General features: G+C 56.8%; 21 protein-coding genes. 14 read left to right on the top strand and 7 right to left on the bottom strand.

Features of this window, described 5'->3' with window-relative positions; genetic code table 11:
- The first annotated feature begins 105 nt into the window (after positions 1-105).
- Together OKX01_RS07170 and OKX01_RS07165 are read left to right on the top strand one after the other, a co-directional pair.
- Positions 106-351 (top strand): cold-shock protein, encoded by a 246-nt coding sequence (locus OKX01_RS07170; RefSeq protein WP_003801483.1) that lies wholly within the window; start codon positions 106-108, stop codon positions 349-351.
- Between the two features lie 46 nt (positions 352-397).
- The gene (locus OKX01_RS07165; RefSeq protein ID WP_094196381.1) at positions 398-868 is read left to right on the top strand and encodes a DUF192 domain-containing protein; all 471 of its coding nucleotides are present in this window, start codon (positions 398-400) and stop codon (positions 866-868) included.
- On the opposite strand, the gene pcaF is transcribed toward OKX01_RS07165, so the two are convergent.
- Positions 869-2,074, bottom strand: coding sequence for a 3-oxoadipyl-CoA thiolase (gene pcaF, locus OKX01_RS07160; RefSeq protein WP_125277495.1), 1,206 nt, complete (start codon positions 2,072-2,074; stop codon positions 869-871).
- Positions 2,075-2,398: 324 nt separating this feature from the next.
- On the opposite strand from pcaF, the gene bfr reads away from it, so the two are divergent.
- Positions 2,399-2,863 (top strand): bacterioferritin, encoded by a 465-nt coding sequence (bfr, locus tag OKX01_RS07155; protein WP_042487888.1) that lies wholly within the window; start codon positions 2,399-2,401, stop codon positions 2,861-2,863.
- A gap of 139 nt (positions 2,864-3,002) precedes the next feature.
- On the opposite strand, the gene sodB is transcribed toward bfr, so the two are convergent.
- Together sodB and xseA are read right to left on the bottom strand one after the other, a co-directional pair.
- The gene (sodB, locus tag OKX01_RS07150; protein WP_094196379.1) at positions 3,003-3,581 is read right to left on the bottom strand and encodes a superoxide dismutase [Fe]; all 579 of its coding nucleotides are present in this window, start codon (positions 3,579-3,581) and stop codon (positions 3,003-3,005) included.
- Positions 3,582-3,635: 54 nt separating this feature from the next.
- Complete coding sequence (xseA, locus tag OKX01_RS07145) at positions 3,636-4,982, bottom strand: exodeoxyribonuclease VII large subunit (RefSeq protein WP_108727306.1); 1,347 nt, start codon at positions 4,980-4,982, stop codon at positions 3,636-3,638.
- 426 nt (positions 4,983-5,408) lie between these two features.
- Here xseA and OKX01_RS07140 point away from each other — a divergent pair, with 426 nt between their 5' ends.
- The 10 genes from OKX01_RS07140 to OKX01_RS07095 all read left to right on the top strand — a co-directional run bounded on the left by OKX01_RS07140 (position 5,409) and on the right by OKX01_RS07095 (position 13,023).
- Entirely contained in the window at positions 5,409-6,014 is a 606-nt protein-coding gene (locus OKX01_RS07140) for a MotA/TolQ/ExbB proton channel family protein (RefSeq protein ID WP_094196377.1), read from the top strand.
- The gene (locus tag OKX01_RS07135; protein ID WP_264672690.1) at positions 6,014-6,418 is read left to right on the top strand and encodes an ExbD/TolR family protein; all 405 of its coding nucleotides are present in this window, start codon (positions 6,014-6,016) and stop codon (positions 6,416-6,418) included. The genes OKX01_RS07140 and OKX01_RS07135 overlap by 1 nt, the downstream gene beginning before the upstream one ends.
- Positions 6,415-7,494: a tetraacyldisaccharide 4'-kinase gene (lpxK, locus tag OKX01_RS07130; protein WP_264672689.1), complete on the top strand. Its 1,080-nt coding sequence runs from the start codon at positions 6,415-6,417 to the stop codon at positions 7,492-7,494. The genes OKX01_RS07135 and lpxK overlap by 4 nt, the downstream gene beginning before the upstream one ends.
- Positions 7,494-7,679, top strand: a complete 186-nt coding sequence (locus tag OKX01_RS07125; protein WP_094196374.1) for a Trm112 family protein — start codon at positions 7,494-7,496, stop codon at positions 7,677-7,679. Before lpxK ends, OKX01_RS07125 begins: the two co-directional genes overlap by 1 nt.
- A gap of 1 nt (position 7,680) precedes the next feature.
- Positions 7,681-8,445: a 3-deoxy-manno-octulosonate cytidylyltransferase gene (kdsB, locus tag OKX01_RS07120; RefSeq protein ID WP_249462089.1), complete on the top strand. Its 765-nt coding sequence runs from the start codon at positions 7,681-7,683 to the stop codon at positions 8,443-8,445.
- A 102-nt stretch (positions 8,446-8,547) separates the two neighbouring features.
- Positions 8,548-9,204, top strand: a complete 657-nt coding sequence (gene adk / locus OKX01_RS07115; protein ID WP_094196372.1) for an adenylate kinase — start codon at positions 8,548-8,550, stop codon at positions 9,202-9,204.
- Positions 9,205-9,267: 63 nt separating this feature from the next.
- Positions 9,268-10,032 carry a 3-hydroxyacyl-CoA dehydrogenase gene (locus OKX01_RS07110; protein ID WP_108727303.1) on the top strand — a complete coding sequence of 255 codons (765 nt, stop codon included), beginning with the start codon at positions 9,268-9,270 and terminating at the stop codon, positions 10,030-10,032.
- Positions 10,033-10,050: 18 nt separating this feature from the next.
- Positions 10,051-11,604: a murein biosynthesis integral membrane protein MurJ gene (gene murJ, locus OKX01_RS07105; RefSeq protein WP_264672688.1), complete on the top strand. Its 1,554-nt coding sequence runs from the start codon at positions 10,051-10,053 to the stop codon at positions 11,602-11,604.
- Positions 11,605-11,660: 56 nt separating this feature from the next.
- Positions 11,661-11,924 (top strand): 30S ribosomal protein S20, encoded by a 264-nt coding sequence (rpsT, locus tag OKX01_RS07100; RefSeq protein ID WP_094196369.1) that lies wholly within the window; start codon positions 11,661-11,663, stop codon positions 11,922-11,924.
- A gap of 157 nt (positions 11,925-12,081) precedes the next feature.
- The gene (locus OKX01_RS07095; protein ID WP_230018608.1) at positions 12,082-13,023 is read left to right on the top strand and encodes a 2-hydroxyacid dehydrogenase; all 942 of its coding nucleotides are present in this window, start codon (positions 12,082-12,084) and stop codon (positions 13,021-13,023) included.
- A 55-nt stretch (positions 13,024-13,078) separates the two neighbouring features.
- On the opposite strand, the gene OKX01_RS07090 is transcribed toward OKX01_RS07095, so the two are convergent.
- Positions 13,079-13,393: a DUF3579 domain-containing protein gene (locus OKX01_RS07090; protein WP_094196367.1), complete on the bottom strand. Its 315-nt coding sequence runs from the start codon at positions 13,391-13,393 to the stop codon at positions 13,079-13,081.
- 252 nt (positions 13,394-13,645) lie between these two features.
- Between OKX01_RS07090 and argF the strand changes: the two genes are divergently transcribed.
- A complete protein-coding gene (gene argF, locus OKX01_RS07085; RefSeq protein ID WP_121738684.1) occupies positions 13,646-14,587 on the top strand; it encodes an ornithine carbamoyltransferase in 942 nt (313 codons plus the stop codon).
- A gap of 276 nt (positions 14,588-14,863) precedes the next feature.
- Here the strand turns inward: argF and OKX01_RS07080 are convergent, their stop codons facing one another.
- Genes OKX01_RS07080 through kdpB form a run of 3 tightly spaced genes read right to left on the bottom strand, consistent with a single transcriptional unit; the run spans position 14,864 to position 20,367 of the window.
- Entirely contained in the window at positions 14,864-15,571 is a 708-nt protein-coding gene (locus OKX01_RS07080) for a response regulator (RefSeq protein ID WP_264672687.1), read from the bottom strand.
- Positions 15,568-18,237, bottom strand: coding sequence for a sensor histidine kinase (locus OKX01_RS07075; protein ID WP_264672686.1), 2,670 nt, complete (start codon positions 18,235-18,237; stop codon positions 15,568-15,570). Before OKX01_RS07075 ends, OKX01_RS07080 begins: the two co-directional genes overlap by 4 nt.
- Positions 18,238-18,282: 45 nt before the next feature.
- On the bottom strand, positions 18,283-20,367 hold the full coding sequence (gene kdpB, locus OKX01_RS07070) for a potassium-transporting ATPase subunit KdpB (RefSeq protein ID WP_199827878.1): 2,085 nt from the start codon (positions 20,365-20,367) through the stop codon (positions 18,283-18,285).
- Positions 20,368-20,380: the final 13 nt, after the last annotated feature.

The following is a 20,380-nucleotide window of genomic DNA, read 5'->3' as shown; positions in this document are numbered from 1 at the left end:
ACTGATCGTGTCAACTTCACAATAAAAAGTGGTGTGCCGCGATCACAGGCCCAGGGAGGGGCCGAAAAAAGTATCAACCATACACTAAGTTGAGAGGCAGCAAGCATGTCGGAAACTACCACCACCGCAGGCACTGGAGACAATCAAAAACTATCCGGGACCGTTAAGTGGTTCAATGATGCCAAAGGCTTTGGGTTTATTACACCCGATAACGGCGGCGAAGATCTCTTCGCTCATTTTTCATCCATTCAGATGAACGGGTTCAAGACTTTGAAAGAAGGCCAGAAAGTTCTGTATGAAGTTGCCCAAGGCCCTAAAGGCAAGCAGGCACTTAATATTACTTCGCCTTAAGATCTCTTGCGCTCTCGATTCTAACAAAAGCAGGTTCGCAACACACATGCAGTATCGCACGACGACTACGGGGCCTGCGCGCCCTGTTTTTTTTGCCTGTCTTCTGGCCGCGTTTTGTATCAGCGCCCCGGCCCAGGCCAAAGAGACTCTTCCCACCCTGACCCTGAGCCTGGGTTCCAAACAAATTCAGGCTGAAGTGGCCGATCGCGACGAGACTCGTGCTCAAGGTTTGATGCATCGAGAAAGCCTGGCCCCCAATCACGGCATGTTATTTGTATTCGAGCAAACCGGAATGCCTTGCTTCTGGATGAAGAATACGCCCTTGCCGCTGGATATTGCCTTTATTACCGATGAAGGCACGATTACCAATATCGAAGCCATGCAACCCTTTGATCTTCAATCCCACTGCCCGGTGCGACCTGTGCGCTACGCCTTGGAAATGGAACAAGGCTGGTTCAAGCAAGCAGATAAAAAGGCCGGTGAGAAAATCACCGGCCTGCCTGCTCTGAAACCGTAGTTAGACGCGCTCAAGAATCAAAGCCACGCCCTGTCCGACGCCAATACACATGGTGCACAGGGCGTAGCGACCGCCTGTGCGGTGCAATTGGTTGATGGCTGCAATTGCCAGACGCGCACCACTGGCACCCAAAGGATGACCCAGAGCAATTGCGCCCCCGTTCGGGTTCACACGCGGATCGTTATCAGCCAGACCCAACATACGAGTTACCGCCAAGCCTTGAGCGGCAAAGGCTTCGTTCAGCTCGATCACATCCATTTGATCCAGTGTCAGGCCGGCCAAGGCCAGGACTTTCTGGCTGGCCGGTGCTGGCCCAATACCCATGATACGAGGCTCGACACCCGCAAAGGCCATGGCCACCACACGAGCGCGTGGAGTCAGACCCTGAGCTTGAACCGTTGCCTTGTCGGCGACCAGCAGCGCGCAAGCGCCGTCGTTCACACCCGAGGCATTACCGGCCGTCACGGTGCCATCGGTACGCACGACAGGCTTCAGACGAGTCAGGGACTCCAAGGTCGTGGCACGTGGATGCTCGTCCTTGTCCACCACAATGGGATCGCCCTTGCGCTGGGCAATGATCACGGGGGTGATTTCTTCAGCCAGAATGCCCGCTTCCTGGGCCGCAGCCGCACGCAGTTGGCTGTTCAGGGCAAAGACGTCCTGGTCTGCACGGGACACATTGAACTGCTGGGCGACGTTTTCAGCCGTTTCAGGCATGGAATCCACACCGTACTGCTCTTTCATGGCTTTGTTGATGAAACGCCAGCCAATCGTGGTGTCATAAATGTTGGCGCTACGGGAGAACGCCGATTCAGCCTTGCCCATCACGAAGGGAGCGCGGCTCATGCTTTCCACACCACCAGCCAGGATGAAGGAGGCATCGCCAGCGCGAATCGCGCGAGCAGCCGAACCAATCGCGTCCAGGCCGGAGCCGCACAACCGGTTCAAAGTCACACCAGGTACGTCCACGGGCAGACCGGCCAGCAGCGCGGACATGCGTGCCACGTTACGGTTGTCCTCACCCGCCTGGTTGGCGCAACCGTACATTACATCGTCCAACTTGGACCAATCGACTTGCGGATTGCGCTTGATCAACGCGGCGATAGGCACTGCACCCAAGTCATCCGCCCTCACAGCGGACAGCGAACCGCCATAACGTCCGAAAGGCGTACGAATTGCGTCACAAATAAAGGCGTCCTGACTCATGAAAATCACCCTGATAACTTGAATAAAATCACGCGAGAGCGCTATAGAGAGCGCTCGAAATCTACTGTTTTGATAGTAGCGCTTGAGAGCTGGCAGGATTTTTATCGTTACGGAGGCCGTCCGCTGCGCGGTCAATTTCTCAGCCCCCCAACAGCCAGCTCGAAAGAAAATACGGATAGACGAAATCCACCGTTTGCCGTCCAACTATCCGGCAGCTCTCTCGAACCTCAACCTCGCCCCCCTCTCATCGTCCCAGTGTAAACCCCATGACGCGTAGCCCCATGGCATACTTTCACCGTTGGCATTCTCTACAGGCTCATCATCATGCAAGGTAATCCCGAAGTCCTCGACTATCTGAATCAATTGCTGCGCGGCGAACTCGCAGCGCGTGACCAGTACTTTATTCATTCCCGCTTTTATGAGCATCTGGGTTTCACGCAGCTTTACGAGCGCATGAACCACGAAATGGAAGAAGAAACCCAGCACGCTGACGCCCTGATCCGTCGCATCCTGATGCTCGACGGTATTCCCGACATGCGCCCCAATGCGTTTGAGCCCGGCAAAGACGTAGTCGGCATGTTGCGCAAGGACCTGGAGCTGGAATATGAGGTTCGCGCTGCTTTGCAAAAGGGCATTGAACTGGCCGAATCCGCCAGCGACTTTGTCACCCGCGACATTATTCTGGCCCAGTTGCGCGATACGGAAGAAGACCATACCTACTGGTTGGAAAAACAATTAGGTCTGATCGAGAAAGTGGGTCTGGAAAATTACCAGCAATCCCAAATGTAACGCTTTCGACAACAAGGTATGGCGGCCTCTGCCCTATGCCTTGTTTTCATTGAAGCCATAAAAAAAACCGCCAGCATGCGCATGGCGGTTTTTTCTTGCCGGGCAGCACTCCAATGAGCGCTACCCACGACCTGAGCGATTAACCCAGGTTTTTGGCGGCAAAATCCCAGTTCACCAGGTTCCAGAAAATTTCCAGGTACTTGGGACGGGCATTGCGGTAGTCGATGTAGTAGGCGTGTTCCCACACATCACAGGTGATCAGGGCAACGTCATCGGAAGTCAAGGTCGTGCCAGCGTTGCTGGTGTTGACGATATCCAGGGAACCGTCGGCCTTTTTGACCAACCAGGTCCAGCCCGAACCAAAGTTGCCAACAGCAGACTTGGTGAAGGCTTCTTTGAAGGCATCAAAGCTGCCCCATTTGGCATTGATGGCATCGGCCAGTTTGCCAGTAGGAGCGCCGCCACCGTTAGGGGACAGGCTGTTCCAGTAGAAAGTGTGGTTCCAAACCTGAGCAGCGTTATTGAACACGCCACCGGAGGATTTCTTGACCACATCTTCCAGGGAAGCATTTTCAAATTCGGTGCCAGCAACCAGGTTGTTCAGGTTGGTGACGTAAGCCTGATGGTGCTTACCGTAGTGAAACTCCAAAGTCTCTTTGGAGATGTGTGGCTCAAGGGCGTTGAGTTCGTATGGAAGAGCTGGAAGAGTGAATGCCATTTCAATTCCTTCTAAAAAAAAACCGGGTTTGGTATCCAACAAGGACGACGCAGCCTAAAGCAGATCGTGCGTGCGCACCACATCCACCGTCACATGACCGCGACTCAACTCGACATCGAGTCGTTCACCAATCTTTAAGTCTAACGCATTTTTTACAACTTTCCCCTCGCTATCCCTGACTATGGCATATCCACGATTGATGATAAGGCGCGGGGACAGGGCTTGCAGTGTTTGCTGAGCCGCAGCCAGGCGTTGACGGCGCAAAACCAGCGCATGGTCCAGACCTTTTTCCAGCCGCTGGAAAAGCATATTCAGATTTTGCTGTCTTGACGTCAGCTGCGGAATGTTGCGCTCCAAACGTGCCTGCAATGTGGCCAAGCGCAAAGCGGCAGCATCGGGCACGCTGCGGGCCACGCGTTGCAGTCTTTGGGTCAGATGATCCAGGCCTTGCTGCTGCTGGGCCAGGCGTTGATGTGGGGAAACCAGTTTGGCCACCGCTCGATCCAGACGCAAAGAGGCCCGGTCCACATGGCGCTGCACGCCGTGGCTCAAAGCCCCTATACGTGCAAAGACCTGCTCCAGCAATTGATCACGTCCCAGGCAAGCCAGTTCGGCTGCTGCCGTGGGTGTAGGTGCACGCAAGTCGGCCACGAAATCGGCAATGGTGAAATCCGTCTCATGCCCCACCCCACTAATAATAGGAATAGGACTGGAGGCGATCAGGCGCGCCAGCCCCTCATCGTTAAACGCCCAGAGATCTTCCAAGCTGCCGCCCCCGCGTACCAGCAAGAGCGTATCAACCTCGGCTCGCTCAATCGCGGTTTCCAGCGCTTGTCGCAATCGCGGTGGCGCTTCAGCACCCTGGACCGGGGCGGGGTAAACAATAATGCGCACATGCGGAGCGCGACGCTCCATCGCCGTCAGCACATCTCGCAAGGCCGCAGCAGCCAAGGAGGTGATGATGCCTATGCTACGCGGCAAGGTGGCAATGGGGCGTTTGCGTTCCGGCTCGAACAGTCCTTCGCTTTGCAACTGACTTTTCAGTCGCAAAAATGCTTCATGCAAATCCCCCAGGCCCGCGCGGCGCATGCCCTCAACCTGAACTTGAAAATCCCCACGTGCCTCGTACAAGGTCACCGAGCAGCGAAACTCGAAGCGCTCGCCTGCACGCGGCACAAAGCCCACGGTTTGGGCGCGCCCCCGGAACATCACGGCACGCACCGCCGCCTTGTCGTCCTTGATGGAAAAGTACCAATGCCCGGAAGCGGCCTGGGTAAAGTTGGATACTTCGCCGCTGACCCAAACTACCGGCATGTGCTCGTCCAGCAATTGGCTGACACGGCGGTTCAACTGCGCCACGGTCCATACTGCGGGTGCTCTAGATTCTTGATAATGCATCATATTCTTTGTTTTTGACTCGCCACGAGCTAGTTTTCCACCGCTCCGTATCCACAACTGTCATGCTTTTGTCAAATAGACGCCAAGACAATGGTTTCCGCCCAACACCTGATAGTTCACATCACATAAATTCATTAAGTATTTGAAATTACACGATATTTAATAAAACACAAAAATGGTCGAAAATTAGCCAGAGAACCTCTAAACCACCACCCGAGCCACTATGGGATGTTTTATGCACAGAATTATCCACAGTTTTTGTGGATAGTTTTAGCACTACACTTATTACTTCAAATACATCAGGGGTTTGGCGTCATTTTGCGTGGAAAAGACGTTAAAGTGTACCGCGCCAGCGCCGGAACATTCCCGCAATGCAGACAGGGGCTCTACAATAAGTGCTGATTTATTTCCTGACCGGATAATCGACTCGTGCTTACTTTGATCCATGCCGCTGGCTGGCCTGTCTGGTTTCTGCTGGCCTGCTCCATTCTTGCCCTGGGTTTGATCCTGGAGCGCCTTCTGGCCCTGCGCAGTAAACGGATCTTACCGGCTGGACTGGCACGCCAGATCAGCGAACTGACAAGCCAGAACCGTGTTCAGGACGACTCCCTGCCTCGCCTGTACGACAACTCCCCCTTGGGTCGAGTGTTAGCCACTGTACTGAAGAACCGCCACCTGTCCCCCGCCTTGCGTGAGGCTGCTGTGGAAGCAGAAGGCAAAGACATCAGCTACCAATTGAACAAATATATTCCGGCACTGGGCACCATTGCCGTGATCGCCCCCTTGCTGGGCCTGTTCGGTACAGTCATTGGCATGATCGACATTTTTGCCGCCTACGACCCCGCTGGGGGTGACCCCAGCCTGATTGCCCGTGGCATTTCCGTTGCCCTTTACAACACCGCCCTGGGGATTCTGATTGCCGTCCCGGCCATGATCTTTCACCGTTACTTTCGCAGCCGTGCCGACTATCTGCTGCACTGCCTGGAAACAGAAGCCGGTGCCCTGGATCGTCTGCTGGCTCAGAGGGCTGCCTGATGCGCTTTCGCCGAGCCCAAGACCCAGACACGCTGGAACTGAACCTGGTGCCCTTGATTGATGTCTTGCTGGTCGTGCTGATTTTTCTGGCTGCCAGTAGCACCTTCGTGCGCTATCGCCAGCTGGATGTGTCCTTGCCCCAGGCTCAGGCCCAAGCTGCCCAAGCGGCTGAACTGTTATTGGCCATCAGCCAGGATGGGCGCTATGCCTTGAACGGCATGTGGCTGGACGCCAGTAGCGCCTCCCCCCTTAGTCAAGCCTTGTCGACTGAGAAAACCGACGAGAACATTAGCCTGCTGATTCTGGCCGATGCCCAAGCCCCTCACTTTGCCGTCGTTCAGGCTATGGAAGCCGCCCGTCAGGTAGGCATCCACCGCGTTCACTTTGCGACCCAGGCCCCATGAGTGTGCGTGTCCGCCTGACTGATTGGCTTCACCAACAGTGGCAGAAAAAAGGCTGGTTCAGTCTCTTGATGCGCCCTCTTTCAACGCTGGCTGCGCTTTTCGTACAGCGCAAACAACGACGCTACGAGCAAGATCCCAGCGCGTCCTACCGCAGCCCGGTGCCGGTCATTGTGGTGGGAAATATTATTGTGGGTGGCGCAGGCAAGACCCCCATCGTCCTGGCGCTGACCGAGCAATTGCGCGCGTTGGGGTGGACTCCCGGCATTATCAGCCGTGGGTATGGCGTAAAAATCGGCCCCAGCCCTCGCGTAGGTCAAGGTCAGCTAGCCGCTGAACAGTTTGGCGACGAACCCGCACTCATTGCCGCCCAAACCCAGGCCCCCATTGCCGTCCACCCCCGCCGTGCGCTGGCTGCCCAGGCTTTGCTCACTAACTTTCCAGCAGTCGACCTGATTATTTCAGATGACGGCCTTCAGCACCTGGCCCTGCAACGCGATATGGAAGTCGTAGTTCAAGATGCCCGTGGCGTGGGCAACGGCTTGCTGCTGCCAGCCGGCCCATTGCGTGAAGGCCCCGAACGCCTGCGCAGCGTGGACTGGCTGATCAGTCAAGTGGTGGCCGATCAAACGGCTCCATCCACCCCTCAACCCGCCGAACCTGGCCGCACCCTGACCATGAACCTGCGCCCGCATCAGCTGGAGCACTTGAGCTCGGGCCGCCGCCTGAACTGGTCAGACTGGCAGCAGGAATACGGTCAACAAGAACTGCAAGCTCTGGCCGCCATTGGCCAGCCCGACCGTTTTTTTTCGATGCTGCGCACTTGTGGTCTGCATCTGAACCAAACTTTCCCCCTGCCCGACCATGCTGCCTTGCAAGCCCAGGACTTTCAGGCCCTGCATGATGGGTTGGTACTCATTACCCGTAAAGACGCCGTAAAATGCCAGCACCTTAACGACCCACGTCTGTGGGTTGTGGATGTCCAGCCCATGTTTTCACGTCCGGACTGGATTGCTGAACTGGATGGCCTGTTGCGCAAGCGGCGCTTAACCTCCCCCTCTTTACCCGGAGTTCAATAATGGAAACTCGCCTACTCGACGTACTGGTCTGCCCCCTGTGCAAGGGCCCTCTGCGCCACGACCGCGAACAAGAAGAACTGGTCTGCAAGGCCGACAAACTGGCCTTCCCTATTGTGGACGGCATCCCCACCATGCTGGTCAACGAAGCGCGCCAACTGAACGCGCAGGACCCCGCCAGCAACTGATATGACTTTTTCCGTCATCATCCCCGCACGCCTGGGTTCCACTCGTCTACCCAACAAGCCGCTGGCCGACATCGCTGGCCAACCCATGATCGTGCGCTGCGCCCAGCAAGCGGCGCTCAGTGGAGCGCGTCAGGTTTGGGTGGCGACGGACTCGACCCGCGTGCTCGAAGCCGTGCAGGCGCACGGTTTCAGGGCCTTGCTGACCGATGCCGAACATCCGACCGGCACCGACCGTCTAGCACAGGCCGCCCGTCTGCTGCAGCTGTCCGAGGACGAGATCGTGGTCAATGTGCAGGGTGACGAACCCCTGATTCAGCCCGAACACATCCATGCCGCCGCCGAACTGCTAGCTCGCAGCGAGCAGGCCGATATCGCCACGCTGGCCGCGCCCATCAAGAGTGTCGAGACCCTGTTCAATCCCAATGCTGTGAAAGTGGTCTGCGACCTGCAAGGCCGCGCCCTGTACTTTTCGCGCGCGCCCATGCCCTGGGCCCGCGACGCACTGGCCCAGGGAGAGCGGGTACTGGCCGACGGACTTCCCGCATTGCACCATATTGGCCTTTATGCGTACCGAAATCGCTTCCTGCAGCAGTACGCCCAGCTACCACGTGGGCCGCTGGAGCACTTTGAGTCTCTGGAGCAGTTGCGAGCCATGGAAAACGGCTTCCAGATTATGGTTCACCGCCTCCAGGAGATTCCTGCAGCGGGGGTAGACACCGAACAAGACCTGGAAAGAGTACGCGCTCACTTCGCAAATCGGTTATAAAAGATCTTTTTTCTGCTCCATCCGAATAAAAAATGCGCTCATTATGCTGCAACGCATCATACTGAAGCGAGAATCGGATCGACGCATTTCCTGGAGGAATTCATGCGACTTATACTGCTCGGGCCCCCTGGTGCCGGCAAAGGCACTCAGGCTGCTTTCATCACCGAGAAATTTGGTATTCCACAAATTTCCACGGGCGATATGTTGCGTGCCGCTGTCAAAGCCCAGTCCCCGTTGGGTGTAGAAGCCAAAAAAATCATGGACGCCGGTGGCCTGGTCTCCGATGACATCATCATCGGTCTGGTTCGCGACCGTCTGAAAGAAGCAGACTGTGAGCCCGGCTACCTGTTCGACGGTTTCCCGCGCACGATTCCCCAGGCCGACGCCTTGAAGGATGCTCAGGTCAAACTGGACTTCGTGATCGAAATCGACGTACCGGAAGAAAGCATTATCGAACGCATGAGCGGCCGCCGTATTCACGCTGCCAGCGGTCGCAGCTACCACGTCACGTTCAACCCACCCCAAACCCCCGGTGTGGACGATGTAACTGGCGAACCCTTGCTCCAGCGCGACGATGACCGCGAGGAAACCGTCCGCCACCGCTTGTCTGTCTATCGCGAGCAGACCCGCCCTCTGGTCGATTACTACTCGCAATGGTCAGCCACCGGCGACCCGCAAGCTCCGGCCTATCGCAAGATTTCCGGCGTGGGCAGCGTCGATGAAATCCGCCAGCGCATTGTGGACGCCCTGGCAAGCTAAGCAAATCAAAATTCAGCCGGCCCCAAAAGGGCCGGTTGTTTATTATTCAAGGGAGACAAGCTCATGCAAATCAATAACAAGACTTTTATTGTCACCGGCGGCGCATCGGGTCTGGGCGCAGGCACCGTACGTATGCTGGTTCAAAACGGCGCCCGCGTGGTGATTGCCGACATTCAGGACGAGGCCGGCCAGGCTTTGGCCAAAGAGCTGGGCCAACACTATCAGCGCTGCGATGTGACTTCCGAGCACGATGCCCAGGCCGTCGTGGATCTGGCGTGCCAGGACAGCGCCCGCCCTCTGTTCGGATTGATCAACTGTGCCGGTGTGGCGCCTGCCTCGCGCACCGTGGGACGCAACGGCCCACACACGCTGGACCTATTTCAAAAAACCGTCATGATCAACCTGGTCGGCACCTTCAATATGTGTCGTCTGGCCGCCGCTGCCATGAGCAACAACACGCCTGAAGCATCGGGCGAACGTGGTGTGCTGATCAATACGGCTTCGGTCGCCGCCTATGACGGCCAGATCGGCCAAGCGGCTTACGGCGCCTCCAAGGCGGGCGTGGTCGGCTTGACCCTGCCCCTGGCCCGCGACCTGGCCCAAACCGGCATTCGTGTCATGACGATTGCTCCCGGCATCTTCGGCACCCCCATGATGTTTGCCATGCCTCAGGAAGTTCAGGACTCGCTGGCAGCCAGCATTCCCTTCCCCTCGCGTCTGGGTCGCCCTGAAGATTTCTCCCAACTGGTGCAGAGCATTATCAATAACGAAATGCTCAATGGTGAAACCATCCGTCTGGATGGCGCCATTCGTATGGCACCAAAATAACTTTCTGTATCGGCTCCAATGGGTTTGTTTCGCTCGGCGGCCACGATTAGTGGCCTGACGCTGCTGTCTCGTATCACCGGACTGGCACGCGATATTTTGATTGCCCGCGCCTTTGGGGCGGGTCCGCTTACCGACGCTTTCTGGGTCGCATTTCGCATTCCCAACCTGCTGCGACGTCTGTTTGCTGAAGGGGCGTTTTCGCAAGCCTTTGTACCCATCCTGGGACAGGTGCGCAAAGAACATGGGCAAGACAAGGTGCAGCAATTGCTGGACCGTGTCGCCCTGCTGCTGACCTTTGCCGTCATGCTGGTCACGGTCATCGGCATCCTGGCCGCCCCTTGGGTGGTCAGCGCCATGGCCAGCGGCTTGACCGCCCCCGAACGACAAACCGAATTTGGCGCCGCCATCACCATGACGCGGATGATGTTCCCCTACATCATCTGCATGTCGCTGGTGGCGTTTGCGTCTGCCGTACTCAATACCTGGAGCCGCTTTGCGGTGCCGGCCTTCACCCCTATCCTGCTGAATCTGTCCATGATTGGCGCCAGCCTGTTTCTGGTGCAGTACATGGACACGCCGATTTATGCGCTGGCTGTTGGGGTGATGATAGGTGGTCTGGCCCAATTGCTGGTGCAATGGGCCGCACTGGCTCGTCTGGGCCTGTTGCCACGATTCTCGCTACGACTGGGTCAAGCGCGCCGCGACCCCATCGTGCAACGCATTCTTAAACAAATGCTGCCCGCCATTTTGGGGGTGTCCGTGGCGCAGATTTCCCTGCTCATCAATACCAATATTGCCACCTGGCTGCAGTCAGGCAGCGTAACCTGGCTATCATTTGCCGATCGCCTGATGGAGTTTCCCACCGCCCTGCTCGGTGTAGCGCTGGGCACGGTCTTGCTGCCCAAGCTATCGGCTGCCCATGCCAGTAAAGATGACCAGAACTACAGCGGTTTGCTGGACTGGGGCCTGCGTCTGGTTCTGCTGCTGGGCCTGCCAGCCGCGCTGGGCATGGCCATGCTGTCCGACGGCCTGGTCGCCACTCTGTTTCATTACGGTGCGTTTGCCGCCGCTGACGTTGCCCAGACCAAGCTGGCCGTGGGTGCGTACTCAGTGGGTCTGGTCGGCCTGCTGGCCATCAAGATTCTGGCCCCCGGTTTTTATGCCCGCCAGGATATTCGTACACCGGTGCGCATTGCCATTGCTGTTCTGATCATTACCCAGCTCTTTAACCTGGTACTGGTGCCTACCTTTGCCCATACCGGACTGGCCTTGTCGATTGGCCTGGGCGCCACCGTCAATGCGCTGACCTTGCTGGTCATGCTGCGCAAACGCGGGATTTACCAGCCCAATCATGACTGGTTACGTTTTTTCCTGAAGATTATTCCCGCCCTGGCTGCCCTTGCTGCCGTCCTTGTGCTGGCTGACCGCTATATCGACTGGATCAGCCTGGGAGCCACGCCCTTGCTGCGTGTGCTGTATCTGGGCGGCGTGTTGCTTGCCAGCGGCATTTCTTATTTCGGCATGTTGTTTATCGTAGGCATTCGGCCCTCTTACTTTACAAAGCGGGCTTAGTGTCTTAGAATAATTGTCTTTGCCGATTAAACTTTAAAACTTAGGCTTTACTAAAAATGGCTAATACCGCACAAGCACGCAAGCGCGCCCGCCAAGCAGTGGCTCGCAACAAACACAACGCCAGCATCCGTTCCATGCTGCGTACCGCTATCAAGCGCGTTCGTCAGGCCATTGACGCCGGCGACAAAACTGCTGCTAACGAAGTTTTCCGCAAAGCGACCAGCATCATTGATCGCGTTGCCGACAAGAACATTATTCACAAGAACAAGGCTGCCCGCCACAAGAGCCGCCTGTCTGCTGCTATCAAGGCCCTGGCCTGATTGCTGAAGATTTTTAATGGTTTAATCGGCTCTGGCCTAAAAACCAGTTAGAAAGGGGGTGCTTAGCACCCCTTTTTTATTAGCCACAAAACCATTGCCTGAACATGCAGGCCAATCATGCTAAGTTATGGATTTGCTTGTTCATCAGCGAGTCCCCATGACACGTCCCATCGTGCTGCAACTGGCATCTTTGGCCCAGCACCCTTCTTTTGACGACATTGATCGTTATTTCGAGCGCATTGTCCTTCCGGACCTGAACCAGCTCTGTGCCGAACAGATCGAACGCGTACAGGTACTCCTGACTAGCGCCGTCACCCCCACCCCCGCCTCCTTGATAGACCGCCTGCCCGCTTTAAAAGCGATTTGCAGTGTGGGAGTAGGCTACGACTGCATCGACGTGCACGCCGCCCAACAGCGTGGCATCCAGGTCAGCACCACCCCCGATGTTCTGAACGACTGCGTGGCGGATATGGCCTGGGCCTTGATGCTGGATGCCGCCCGCCGGGTGACGGAGTCCGACCGCTACGTACGTGCCGGCCTGTGGGACAGCCCCAATGGTTTTGGGCTGGGCACTCGGGTCAGCGGCAAGAAACTGGGGATTGTGGGCCTGGGTCGCATCGGCCAGACCATTGCCCGCCGTGCCAGCGGCTTTGATATGGAGCTGCGCTATCACAACCGCCGTCCACGCCGCGACGTCCCCTGGCACTATGAACCTTCCCTGATCGAGTTGGCCCATTGGGCCGACTTCATGGTGATTGCAGCCGTCGGTGGCGACGAGACACGCGGGCTGATCAATATAGACGTGCTGAATGCTTTGGGACCCAAAGGGATTCTGGTCAATATCGCCCGCGGCAGTGTGGTTGATGAAAGCGCACTGATTGCCGCCCTGCAAGAAGGACGACTAGGCGCTGCCGGGCTGGATGTGTTCGAAAACGAACCCCAGGTCCCCCAGGCTTTGCGTGACCTCAAGCAGGTCGTTCTGGCACCGCACACAGCCAGTGCGACACACGAGACGCGTCAAGCCATGCTCTCGCTGGCACTGGACAATATATTGCAGTATCAAAAAACCGGCAAAGTACTGACTCTGCTTGCGGTATAAAAAATAAATCGCCTACCGTTTTAACGGTGGCGACTAGTTGGATGTGCTGCCTTAATCAGGAATCGACAGGGCCCATATTGGTGGGATCAATGCCGCTGGTTTTTAAATTATTATCTTCCGCAAAGCCACAGACAAATTTCCAGGCCAAAGGCTCCAGCTCCCGCAAACGCGCATCGACCACCACACAGCGCACGCCGTCAATCAATCGCGGCACCACATAGGGCGAATACGTCAGATGCCCTCCCATCGCCCCAGCCGGACGGAACTGAGACATTACACCGGCCAAGCGTTCTGCCCAGTCACTGGGACGAAAGCGCTGATCCTGCCGGGTCACACCATGGATTACAAGTTGCTTCACTGGCTCTGTCATAACAATTGATCACTCATCGTGCAGTTCAGGTAGGCTGCACCTTTTCCTTTCTCGCTCCGCATTGTATCCGATCGCGGCCAAGCAAAGCCCGGGATTCAATAAATTAGCCACTTGACAATTTATTGCTAATCATTACCTTACCCTTTCTTTTTATCTTAAAACCAAGCTATTTCCCCTTGTCGTGCACAGGCCGGCTTTGCTCTAAATAGCTGGACAGGTTAAGATGGCTTTCTTTATCCGCAGGATTTTTTTATGGATGCCATCGTGCACGCAGGACCGCTTCGGCACTTTCTGCAATTTCGCGACTTTTCTCACGACGAAATTTTATATGTGCTGGAACGCGCACGCCTGATCAAAGACAAGTTCAAACGCTATCAGCCGCACCACACATTGCACGACCGCACCCTGGCGATGGTTTTTGAAAAAGCCAGCACCCGTACCCGTGTTTCCTTTGAAGCCGGTATGTATCAGTTGGGCGGTTCGGTCATTCACCTGACCACCACCGACTCACAACTGGGTCGCTCCGAACCTATTGAAGATACCGCCCGCGTAGTTTCGCGCATGGTCGATATCGTCATGATCCGCACCTTCGAACAAACCCGTCTGGAGCGCTTTGCCTCCCACTCGCGTGTGCCGGTCATCAATGGCCTGACCAACGAATTTCACCCTTGCCAGATTCTGGCCGACATCTTCACCTTTATCGAACATCGTGGCGATATCAAGGGCAAGACCGTGGCCTGGATTGGGGATGCCAACAATATGGCCTACACCTGGCTGCAAGCGGCGGAAATCCTGGGCTTTACCCTGCATGTATCCGCTCCTAATGGTTACCACCTGGAGTCAGATCGTACTGGCAACCCGGACTCCAGCATCCTGCGCGAATTTGACGACCCGCTGGAAGCCTGCAAGGGCGCACACTTGGTCACCACCGATGTGTGGACCAGCATGGGTTACGAAGCCGAGAACGAAGAGCGTCGCAAAGCATTTGCCGACTGGTGTGTGGACCAGGAAATGATGGATGTGGCTGCTCCTGACGCCATCTTCATGCACTGCCTGCCCGCCCACCGTGGTGAGGAAGTCACAGGCGAAGTCATCGACGGCCCACAAAGCGTGGTCTGGGACGAAGCCGAAAACCGCTTACATGTACAAAAAGCATTGATGGAGTTCCTGATTCTGGGTCGTTTGGAAGCCTAAACGCTGCCACTCGGAGCAGATTGCTCATTGATGACAAAAGGGGATGCTACGGCATCCCTTTTTTACGCAACAACGTCGCACACCTGCATCCAGGCCATCATTGAAAAAAGCGCTTGAAGATCATTTCAATAGGGCAGGACCTAGCCTGCTTCATGTAAACGACGCGAGACGACGGCTCTGTTGAGTGCTGCGACGATACCAACTACAAGCGACTACAGCCAGACCATGACCCTGTGCTGCGCTGTGCCCCTGATGCTCAGCGCAGCGCGCCCGCCCCTATTCTTCAACCTCCAAACCCGCCAATCGGTAACCAACCTGCAATTCCGTCAACAGATACTTGGGCTGTGCCGCATCCTCTTCCAGCTTTTGACGCAACTGCATCATGTACACCCGCAAATAATGGGGCCGATCACAGTAAGCCGCACCCCATGTTTCATGCAACAAATGCTGGTGCGTCAACACCTTGCCATGACCTCGAATCAAAGCCGTCAACAAGCGAAACTCAATCGGCGTTAAATGTATCGCCTCCCCGTCGCGGAACACCTCGTGGGAGGCCAGATCCACACGGACACCACCGAAGCGAACCAGCGATGAGGCTGTCTGTGCATTCGGGACTAATTGAGAACGCCGCAGCAAGGCCCGAATCCTGGCCAGCAACTCCGGCACCCCAAAAGGCTTGACCAGATAATCGTCCGCCCCCGCATTCAGCGCAGCCACTTTCTCCTCTTCCCGATCGCGCGCAGACAACACCAGAATGGGCGAGTAGACCCAAGCGCGCAGATCGTGAATCAAGTCCTTGCCGTCGCCATCGGGCAAACCCAAATCCACAATCATCAAATCCGGGCGACGGGTTGCCGCATCCATGCGCGCTTGCGCCAAGGTGCTGGCCTCGACCACGAACATACCTTCCTGTTCCAAGGCGATCCGTACAAAACGACGAATATTGGATTCGTCCTCCACAATCAATATCTGGGTTTTGTTCATGTCAGTAGTTCGTCACCATCCATCTGAGGAGCCGCTTTCCAAGGCAGGCTGATTTCGAAGATCACCCCATGAGGCTGACGCGGCTTGGCGCTGATCGTACCACCATGCGCGGCAATAATTGTTCGGCATAGCCCCAAACCCAAGCCTACCCCTGCTACAGAAGACTCCTTGTACCCCCGCGTAAACGTCTCAAACAAACGCTCGGGATCGCCTGGCGGCAGGCCGGGTCCATCGTCACTGATCAATAAATACATGGATTGGCCAGAACACAGGCCGCGTAGCGAGATTGTGCTGGTAGCGGGGGTATATTTGGCCGCATTATCCAACAGATTCGTCACCACTCGCTCCAGCAACACACCGTCCACCTCGACCAAGGGCAGATCCGTGGCGAACTCGGTCACAATTTTGCGGGGCTGCAAGGCGGCTGCACAGCGGGCAACGGCGATCCCCACAATCTCGCCCAAGGCATGCCACTCTTTATGCAATTTCACTCCTTCACTTTGCATGCGAGCCAGATCCAGCAAGTTAGATACCTGGCGACGCAGTTCGTCAGACTCAATACGGATGGAATGGGCAATATCCGTGCGCTCCGCCTCACTCAAGCCCTTGGGCTGCTCCAAGGTTTCAGCCAAGCCCCGGATCACGGTCAAGGGCGTACGTAAGTCGTGTGAAACGGCAGACAATAAGGTATTACGCATTTTCTCCCCCTCCATGCGCAGCACGGTATCCTGGGCAATTTCCACGTAATGAATCCGCTCCAGAGCCTGAGCCAACGTAAAGCAACAAGCATCCAGCAAGCGCCGTCCGTCAGGAGTGCTTAAAGAGGCAGCAGCCCCGGACTGCACCACCAGGACACCCCGTGGGGCCATCGGGCCTTTCAAGGGCAGGTACAAGGCACTGGCGCCGTTCAGGGTCTCCGTACCATTACCGGCAGCTTCCATGTGATCAAACACCCATTGCGCTACCGACAGCTCGACAAAGCCGGTGTGGCGGGTTGCCACCAGTTGGTTCTGTTGATCCGGCACCACCAGCACCAGTTGCATCTCAAACAAAGGCTCCAGCGTATCGCGGCAGACCGCCAGGACCTGCTCCAGGGCCAAGGCCCCCGCCAAATCCCGACTAACACGCGTTAACGCCGCCGCACGACGTTCACCATCACGCGCAGCCCGGGCCTCGGCCTGCAGTTTGGCAGCCAACTGGCCAATAATCAGCGTCACGACCAACATGACGCCAAAGGTAAACACGTATTGGGTATCGGTGACCGAGAAGGAGTAGCGCGGCGCGACAAAGAAAAAATCAAAAAACGCCACTGACAGCAATGACGCCCATGCCCCCGCCAGCCGTCCCAAATGCAAAGCGATAAAGACCACTGTAATCAGGAACAGCATGATGACATTGGAGAGATCAAAAAAGGACAAAAGCTGCTCGGCCAACAAGGTGGTCGCCACGCAAATAATGGAGGCGATGGACAAGGCCTTGCCCTGCGCCATGGGCTGCTCCAGCTCCAAAGGCCGGATTGGTCGCTGAACCGTATCCATGCGCAGGAGCAGCAAACCAATTTCAGGATTACTGCGGGCCAGACGCTCGGACAGGCTGGTGCGCCAGGGCCAGGCAGAGCGCGCTGAAGAGTTCCCCAGAATCAGCTTGGTAACATTGCGCTGACGGGCATAGGCCAGAATCGTATGCGCCACATCCTGCCCGGCAATATTGGCAAACTCGGCCCCTGCATGCTGAGCACTGGCGGCCAAACGCACCAACGCCTCCTGCGCCTTGATCTGCCCGCTTTCCTGCGGCGTATCCACATGCAGCACAATCCAGGGGGTTTGCAATTGCTGCGCCAAGCGCGCCCCCTCCCGAATCAGGGCTTCCTGAGCACTATCGGCGCTGACGCAAACCATTAACAGCTCACGGGTGGGCCAGACTGTTCGTATCGCATGGGAGATTCGGTAGACATGCACATCGGCATTGACCCGATCCGCCACACGACGCAACGCCAACTCACGCAAAGCGATCAGATTGCCGCGACGAAAAAAATTCTGGCGCGCGTGGGCGACCGAGTCGGCCAGATATACCTTGCCCGCATTCAGACGAGACAACAAATCGTCTGGAGGCAAATCCACCAGCAGGACATCCGCCGCTCGATCAAAAATACGGTCCGGCACCGTCTCCCGAACCCGTACCCCGACAATGCCACCCACCACCTCATTGAGACTGTCCAGATGCTGCACATTCAGCGCGGTATATACATCAATACCGGCATCGAGCAGTTCCTCCACATCCTGCCAGCGTTTGGCATGACGGCTACCCTCAAGATTGGAATGCGCCAGCTCATCGACCAGCAGCAACTGATAGCCCGACGCCAAGGCGGCATCCAGATCAAACTCCGTCACTACCCGCCCCTGACGCTGATACGCCTTGCGTGCCAGTACGGGCAAACCGTCGATCAAGGCCTGGGTTTCCTGGCGACCATGCGTCTCTACAATCCCGATGGCCACGGACACCCCTTCGGACTGGCGTTGATGCGCCTCCTTGAGCATGGCGTAGGTTTTCCCTACGCCCGCACAAGCGCCAAAGAAAATCTTGAGCTGCCCACGGCGAGGCTGATGCGGATCCTCGCCAATGACCTGCAACAGCGTATCCGGGTCCGGCCTATCCTCAGGTGACATGAATCTGTGCACTCCATCCAGAAAATAGCTATTGATCTTACGCTCTTATCCGAAAAACGGCGTCAGCAGCATATCAATCAGTTTGATACCTATAAAAGGCGCAATCAGCCCGCCCAAACCGTAGATCAGCAAGTTACGCCGCAGCAGTCTGCTTGCGGGCTCCGCCCGATATTTCACGCCGCGCAAGGCCAAAGGAATCAAGGCGATGATGATCAGAGCATTGAAAATGACCGCAGACAGAATCGCTGTGGCTGGGCTGTGCAGTTGCATCACATTCAAGGCGCCCAGAGCCGGATAGGTGACCACAAAAGCCGCAGGAATAATCGCAAAGTACTTGGCCAGGTCATTGGCAATACTGAAGGTGGTCAGGGCACCACGCGTCATGATCATCTGCTTGCCTACTTCCACCACACGCAAGAGCTTGGTGGGGTTGCTGTCCAGATCTACCATATTGCCGGCCTCTTTGGCCGCCTGGGTACCGCTATTCATGGCCACGGCCACATCTGCCTGCGCCAGAGCAGGCGCATCATTCGTCCCGTCGCCAGTCATGGCCACCAGGCGACCTTCATCCTGATAGCGTCGAATCAATTGCAGCTTGTCCTCGGGCGTGGCTTCGGCCAGATAATCATCCACCCCGGCCTCAGCCGCGATTGCTGCGGCGGTCAGTTTGTTATCCCCCGTAATCATGACGGTCTTGATGCCCATGGCGCGCAGCTCGGCAAAACGCTCCTTGATACCGCCTTTGACAATGTCCTTGAGCTCCACCACACCCAGCGCCTTATTGCCCTCGGCAACGACCAGCGGTGTGCTGCCACGCCGTGCCACCTCATTGACCAAGGTATCCAGTTCACGAGGGAACACCCCGCCCTGGGACTCAATGTGCGCGCGCATGGTATTGGCCGCCCCTTTACGGATCTGGCGACCCTCAATATCAATCCCGCTCATGCGGGTATGGGCACTGAAGGCAATGGTCTGCGCGCCCTGCAATTGACGGCCACGCAAATTGAAAAGCTGCTTGGCCAGCACCACAATAGAGCGCCCTTCGGGAGTCTCATCGGCCAGCGAGGCCAATTGAGCCGCATCCGCCAAGGCGTGCTCCGATACCTGCGGCGCGGGCAGAAATGCCGAAGCTTCTCGATTGCCCAGTGTGATGGTGCCTGTCTTGTCCAGCAACAAGACATCCACATCCCCGGCCGCCTCGATCGCACGGCCCGAGCTGGCCAGTACATTGGCCTTCATCATGCGGCTCATTCCGGCCACGCCCACTGCCGACAACAAGGCGCCAATCGTGGTCGGAATCAGGCACACCAGCAAGGCGATCAGGGCCGTAATCGTGACGGGCGAACCTTGGCCGGTCAGCGCGGTGGCAAAACTGGAGAAAGGCAACAAGGTGACGCACACCAAGAGAAAGATCAGCGTCAAGGCGACCAGCAAGATATTCAAGGCAATCTCGTTTGGCGTCTTGCCACGTTTGGCCCCTTCCACCATCGCAATCATGCGATCCAGAAAGGCTTCGCCGGGTTTGGCGGTGACCTGCATCACAATCCAGTCCGACAGAACACGCGTCCCGCCCGTGACCGAGCAAAAGTCACCCCCCGACTCCCGGATAACCGGCGCTGACTCCCCAGTAATAGCGGACTCGTCTACCGAGGCTGCCCCCTGCAGCACTTCACCATCGGCCGGAATAATCTGCCCAGCTTCCACCAGCACATAGGCACCGGGCACCAACTCATCGCTGGGGACAGGCCAGGAACGACTATCTCGCCTGGGCTCTTTCAACACTTTGGCCATAACCCGCTTGCGCGTAGATCGCAGCGCATCAGCCTGCGCCTTGCCACGCCCTTCTGCCACCGCTTCGGCCGCATTGGCAAACAAAACCGTAAACCACAACCAGGCAGCAATGGACCAGATAAAACCAGCGGGGGCCTCGCCCTGCCCCATCAAAGCCTGCACACCCAGCAGGCTGGTCAGAATGCTACCCAGATACACCACACACATTACCGGGTTCTTGAACTGCACCCGAGGGGACAGTTTCTTGAAGGCTTCCTTGCACACGGTGCCCCAGGGAACAGCCTGAAACACCGTTGCGTGCTCCGCCTCTTGCGAGGCTTTTAAATCAGTAATAGACATATTGACACCTGCT

This window comes from Alcaligenes sp. SMD-FA (assembly GCF_025960365.1).
Lineage (GTDB): Bacteria > Pseudomonadota > Gammaproteobacteria > Burkholderiales > Burkholderiaceae_B > Alcaligenes > Alcaligenes aquatilis.
Note: the sequence above shows the minus strand (reverse complement) of the source record. Positions and strands in the feature narration are given on the sequence as shown.

What these genes read in the sequence shown, in the direction of transcription:
- OKX01_RS07170 (WP_003801483.1), top strand. Translation starts at nt 106, where the DNA reads ATGTCGGAAACTACCACCACCGCAGGCACTGGAGACAATCAAAAACTA.
- OKX01_RS07165 (WP_094196381.1), top strand. Translation starts at nt 398, where the DNA reads ATGCAGTATCGCACGACGACTACGGGGCCTGCGCGCCCTGTTTTTTTT.
- pcaF (WP_125277495.1), bottom strand. Translation starts at nt 2,074, where the DNA reads ATGAGTCAGGACGCCTTTATTTGTGACGCAATTCGTACGCCTTTCGGA.
- bfr (WP_042487888.1), top strand. Translation starts at nt 2,399, where the DNA reads ATGCAAGGTAATCCCGAAGTCCTCGACTATCTGAATCAATTGCTGCGC.
- sodB (WP_094196379.1), bottom strand. Translation starts at nt 3,581, where the DNA reads ATGGCATTCACTCTTCCAGCTCTTCCATACGAACTCAACGCCCTTGAG.
- xseA (WP_108727306.1), bottom strand. Translation starts at nt 4,982, where the DNA reads ATGATGCATTATCAAGAATCTAGAGCACCCGCAGTATGGACCGTGGCG.
- OKX01_RS07135 (WP_264672690.1), top strand. Translation starts at nt 6,014, where the DNA reads ATGCGCTTTCGCCGAGCCCAAGACCCAGACACGCTGGAACTGAACCTG.
- lpxK (WP_264672689.1), top strand. Translation starts at nt 6,415, where the DNA reads ATGAGTGTGCGTGTCCGCCTGACTGATTGGCTTCACCAACAGTGGCAG.
- OKX01_RS07125 (WP_094196374.1), top strand. Translation starts at nt 7,494, where the DNA reads ATGGAAACTCGCCTACTCGACGTACTGGTCTGCCCCCTGTGCAAGGGC.
- kdsB (WP_249462089.1), top strand. Translation starts at nt 7,681, where the DNA reads ATGACTTTTTCCGTCATCATCCCCGCACGCCTGGGTTCCACTCGTCTA.
- adk (WP_094196372.1), top strand. Translation starts at nt 8,548, where the DNA reads ATGCGACTTATACTGCTCGGGCCCCCTGGTGCCGGCAAAGGCACTCAG.
- OKX01_RS07110 (WP_108727303.1), top strand. Translation starts at nt 9,268, where the DNA reads ATGCAAATCAATAACAAGACTTTTATTGTCACCGGCGGCGCATCGGGT.
- murJ (WP_264672688.1), top strand. Translation starts at nt 10,051, where the DNA reads ATGGGTTTGTTTCGCTCGGCGGCCACGATTAGTGGCCTGACGCTGCTG.
- rpsT (WP_094196369.1), top strand. Translation starts at nt 11,661, where the DNA reads ATGGCTAATACCGCACAAGCACGCAAGCGCGCCCGCCAAGCAGTGGCT.
- OKX01_RS07095 (WP_230018608.1), top strand. Translation starts at nt 12,082, where the DNA reads ATGACACGTCCCATCGTGCTGCAACTGGCATCTTTGGCCCAGCACCCT.
- OKX01_RS07090 (WP_094196367.1), bottom strand. Translation starts at nt 13,393, where the DNA reads ATGACAGAGCCAGTGAAGCAACTTGTAATCCATGGTGTGACCCGGCAG.
- argF (WP_121738684.1), top strand. Translation starts at nt 13,646, where the DNA reads ATGGATGCCATCGTGCACGCAGGACCGCTTCGGCACTTTCTGCAATTT.
- OKX01_RS07080 (WP_264672687.1), bottom strand. Translation starts at nt 15,571, where the DNA reads ATGAACAAAACCCAGATATTGATTGTGGAGGACGAATCCAATATTCGT.
- OKX01_RS07075 (WP_264672686.1), bottom strand. Translation starts at nt 18,237, where the DNA reads ATGTCACCTGAGGATAGGCCGGACCCGGATACGCTGTTGCAGGTCATT.
- kdpB (WP_199827878.1), bottom strand. Translation starts at nt 20,367, where the DNA reads ATGTCTATTACTGATTTAAAAGCCTCGCAAGAGGCGGAGCACGCAACG.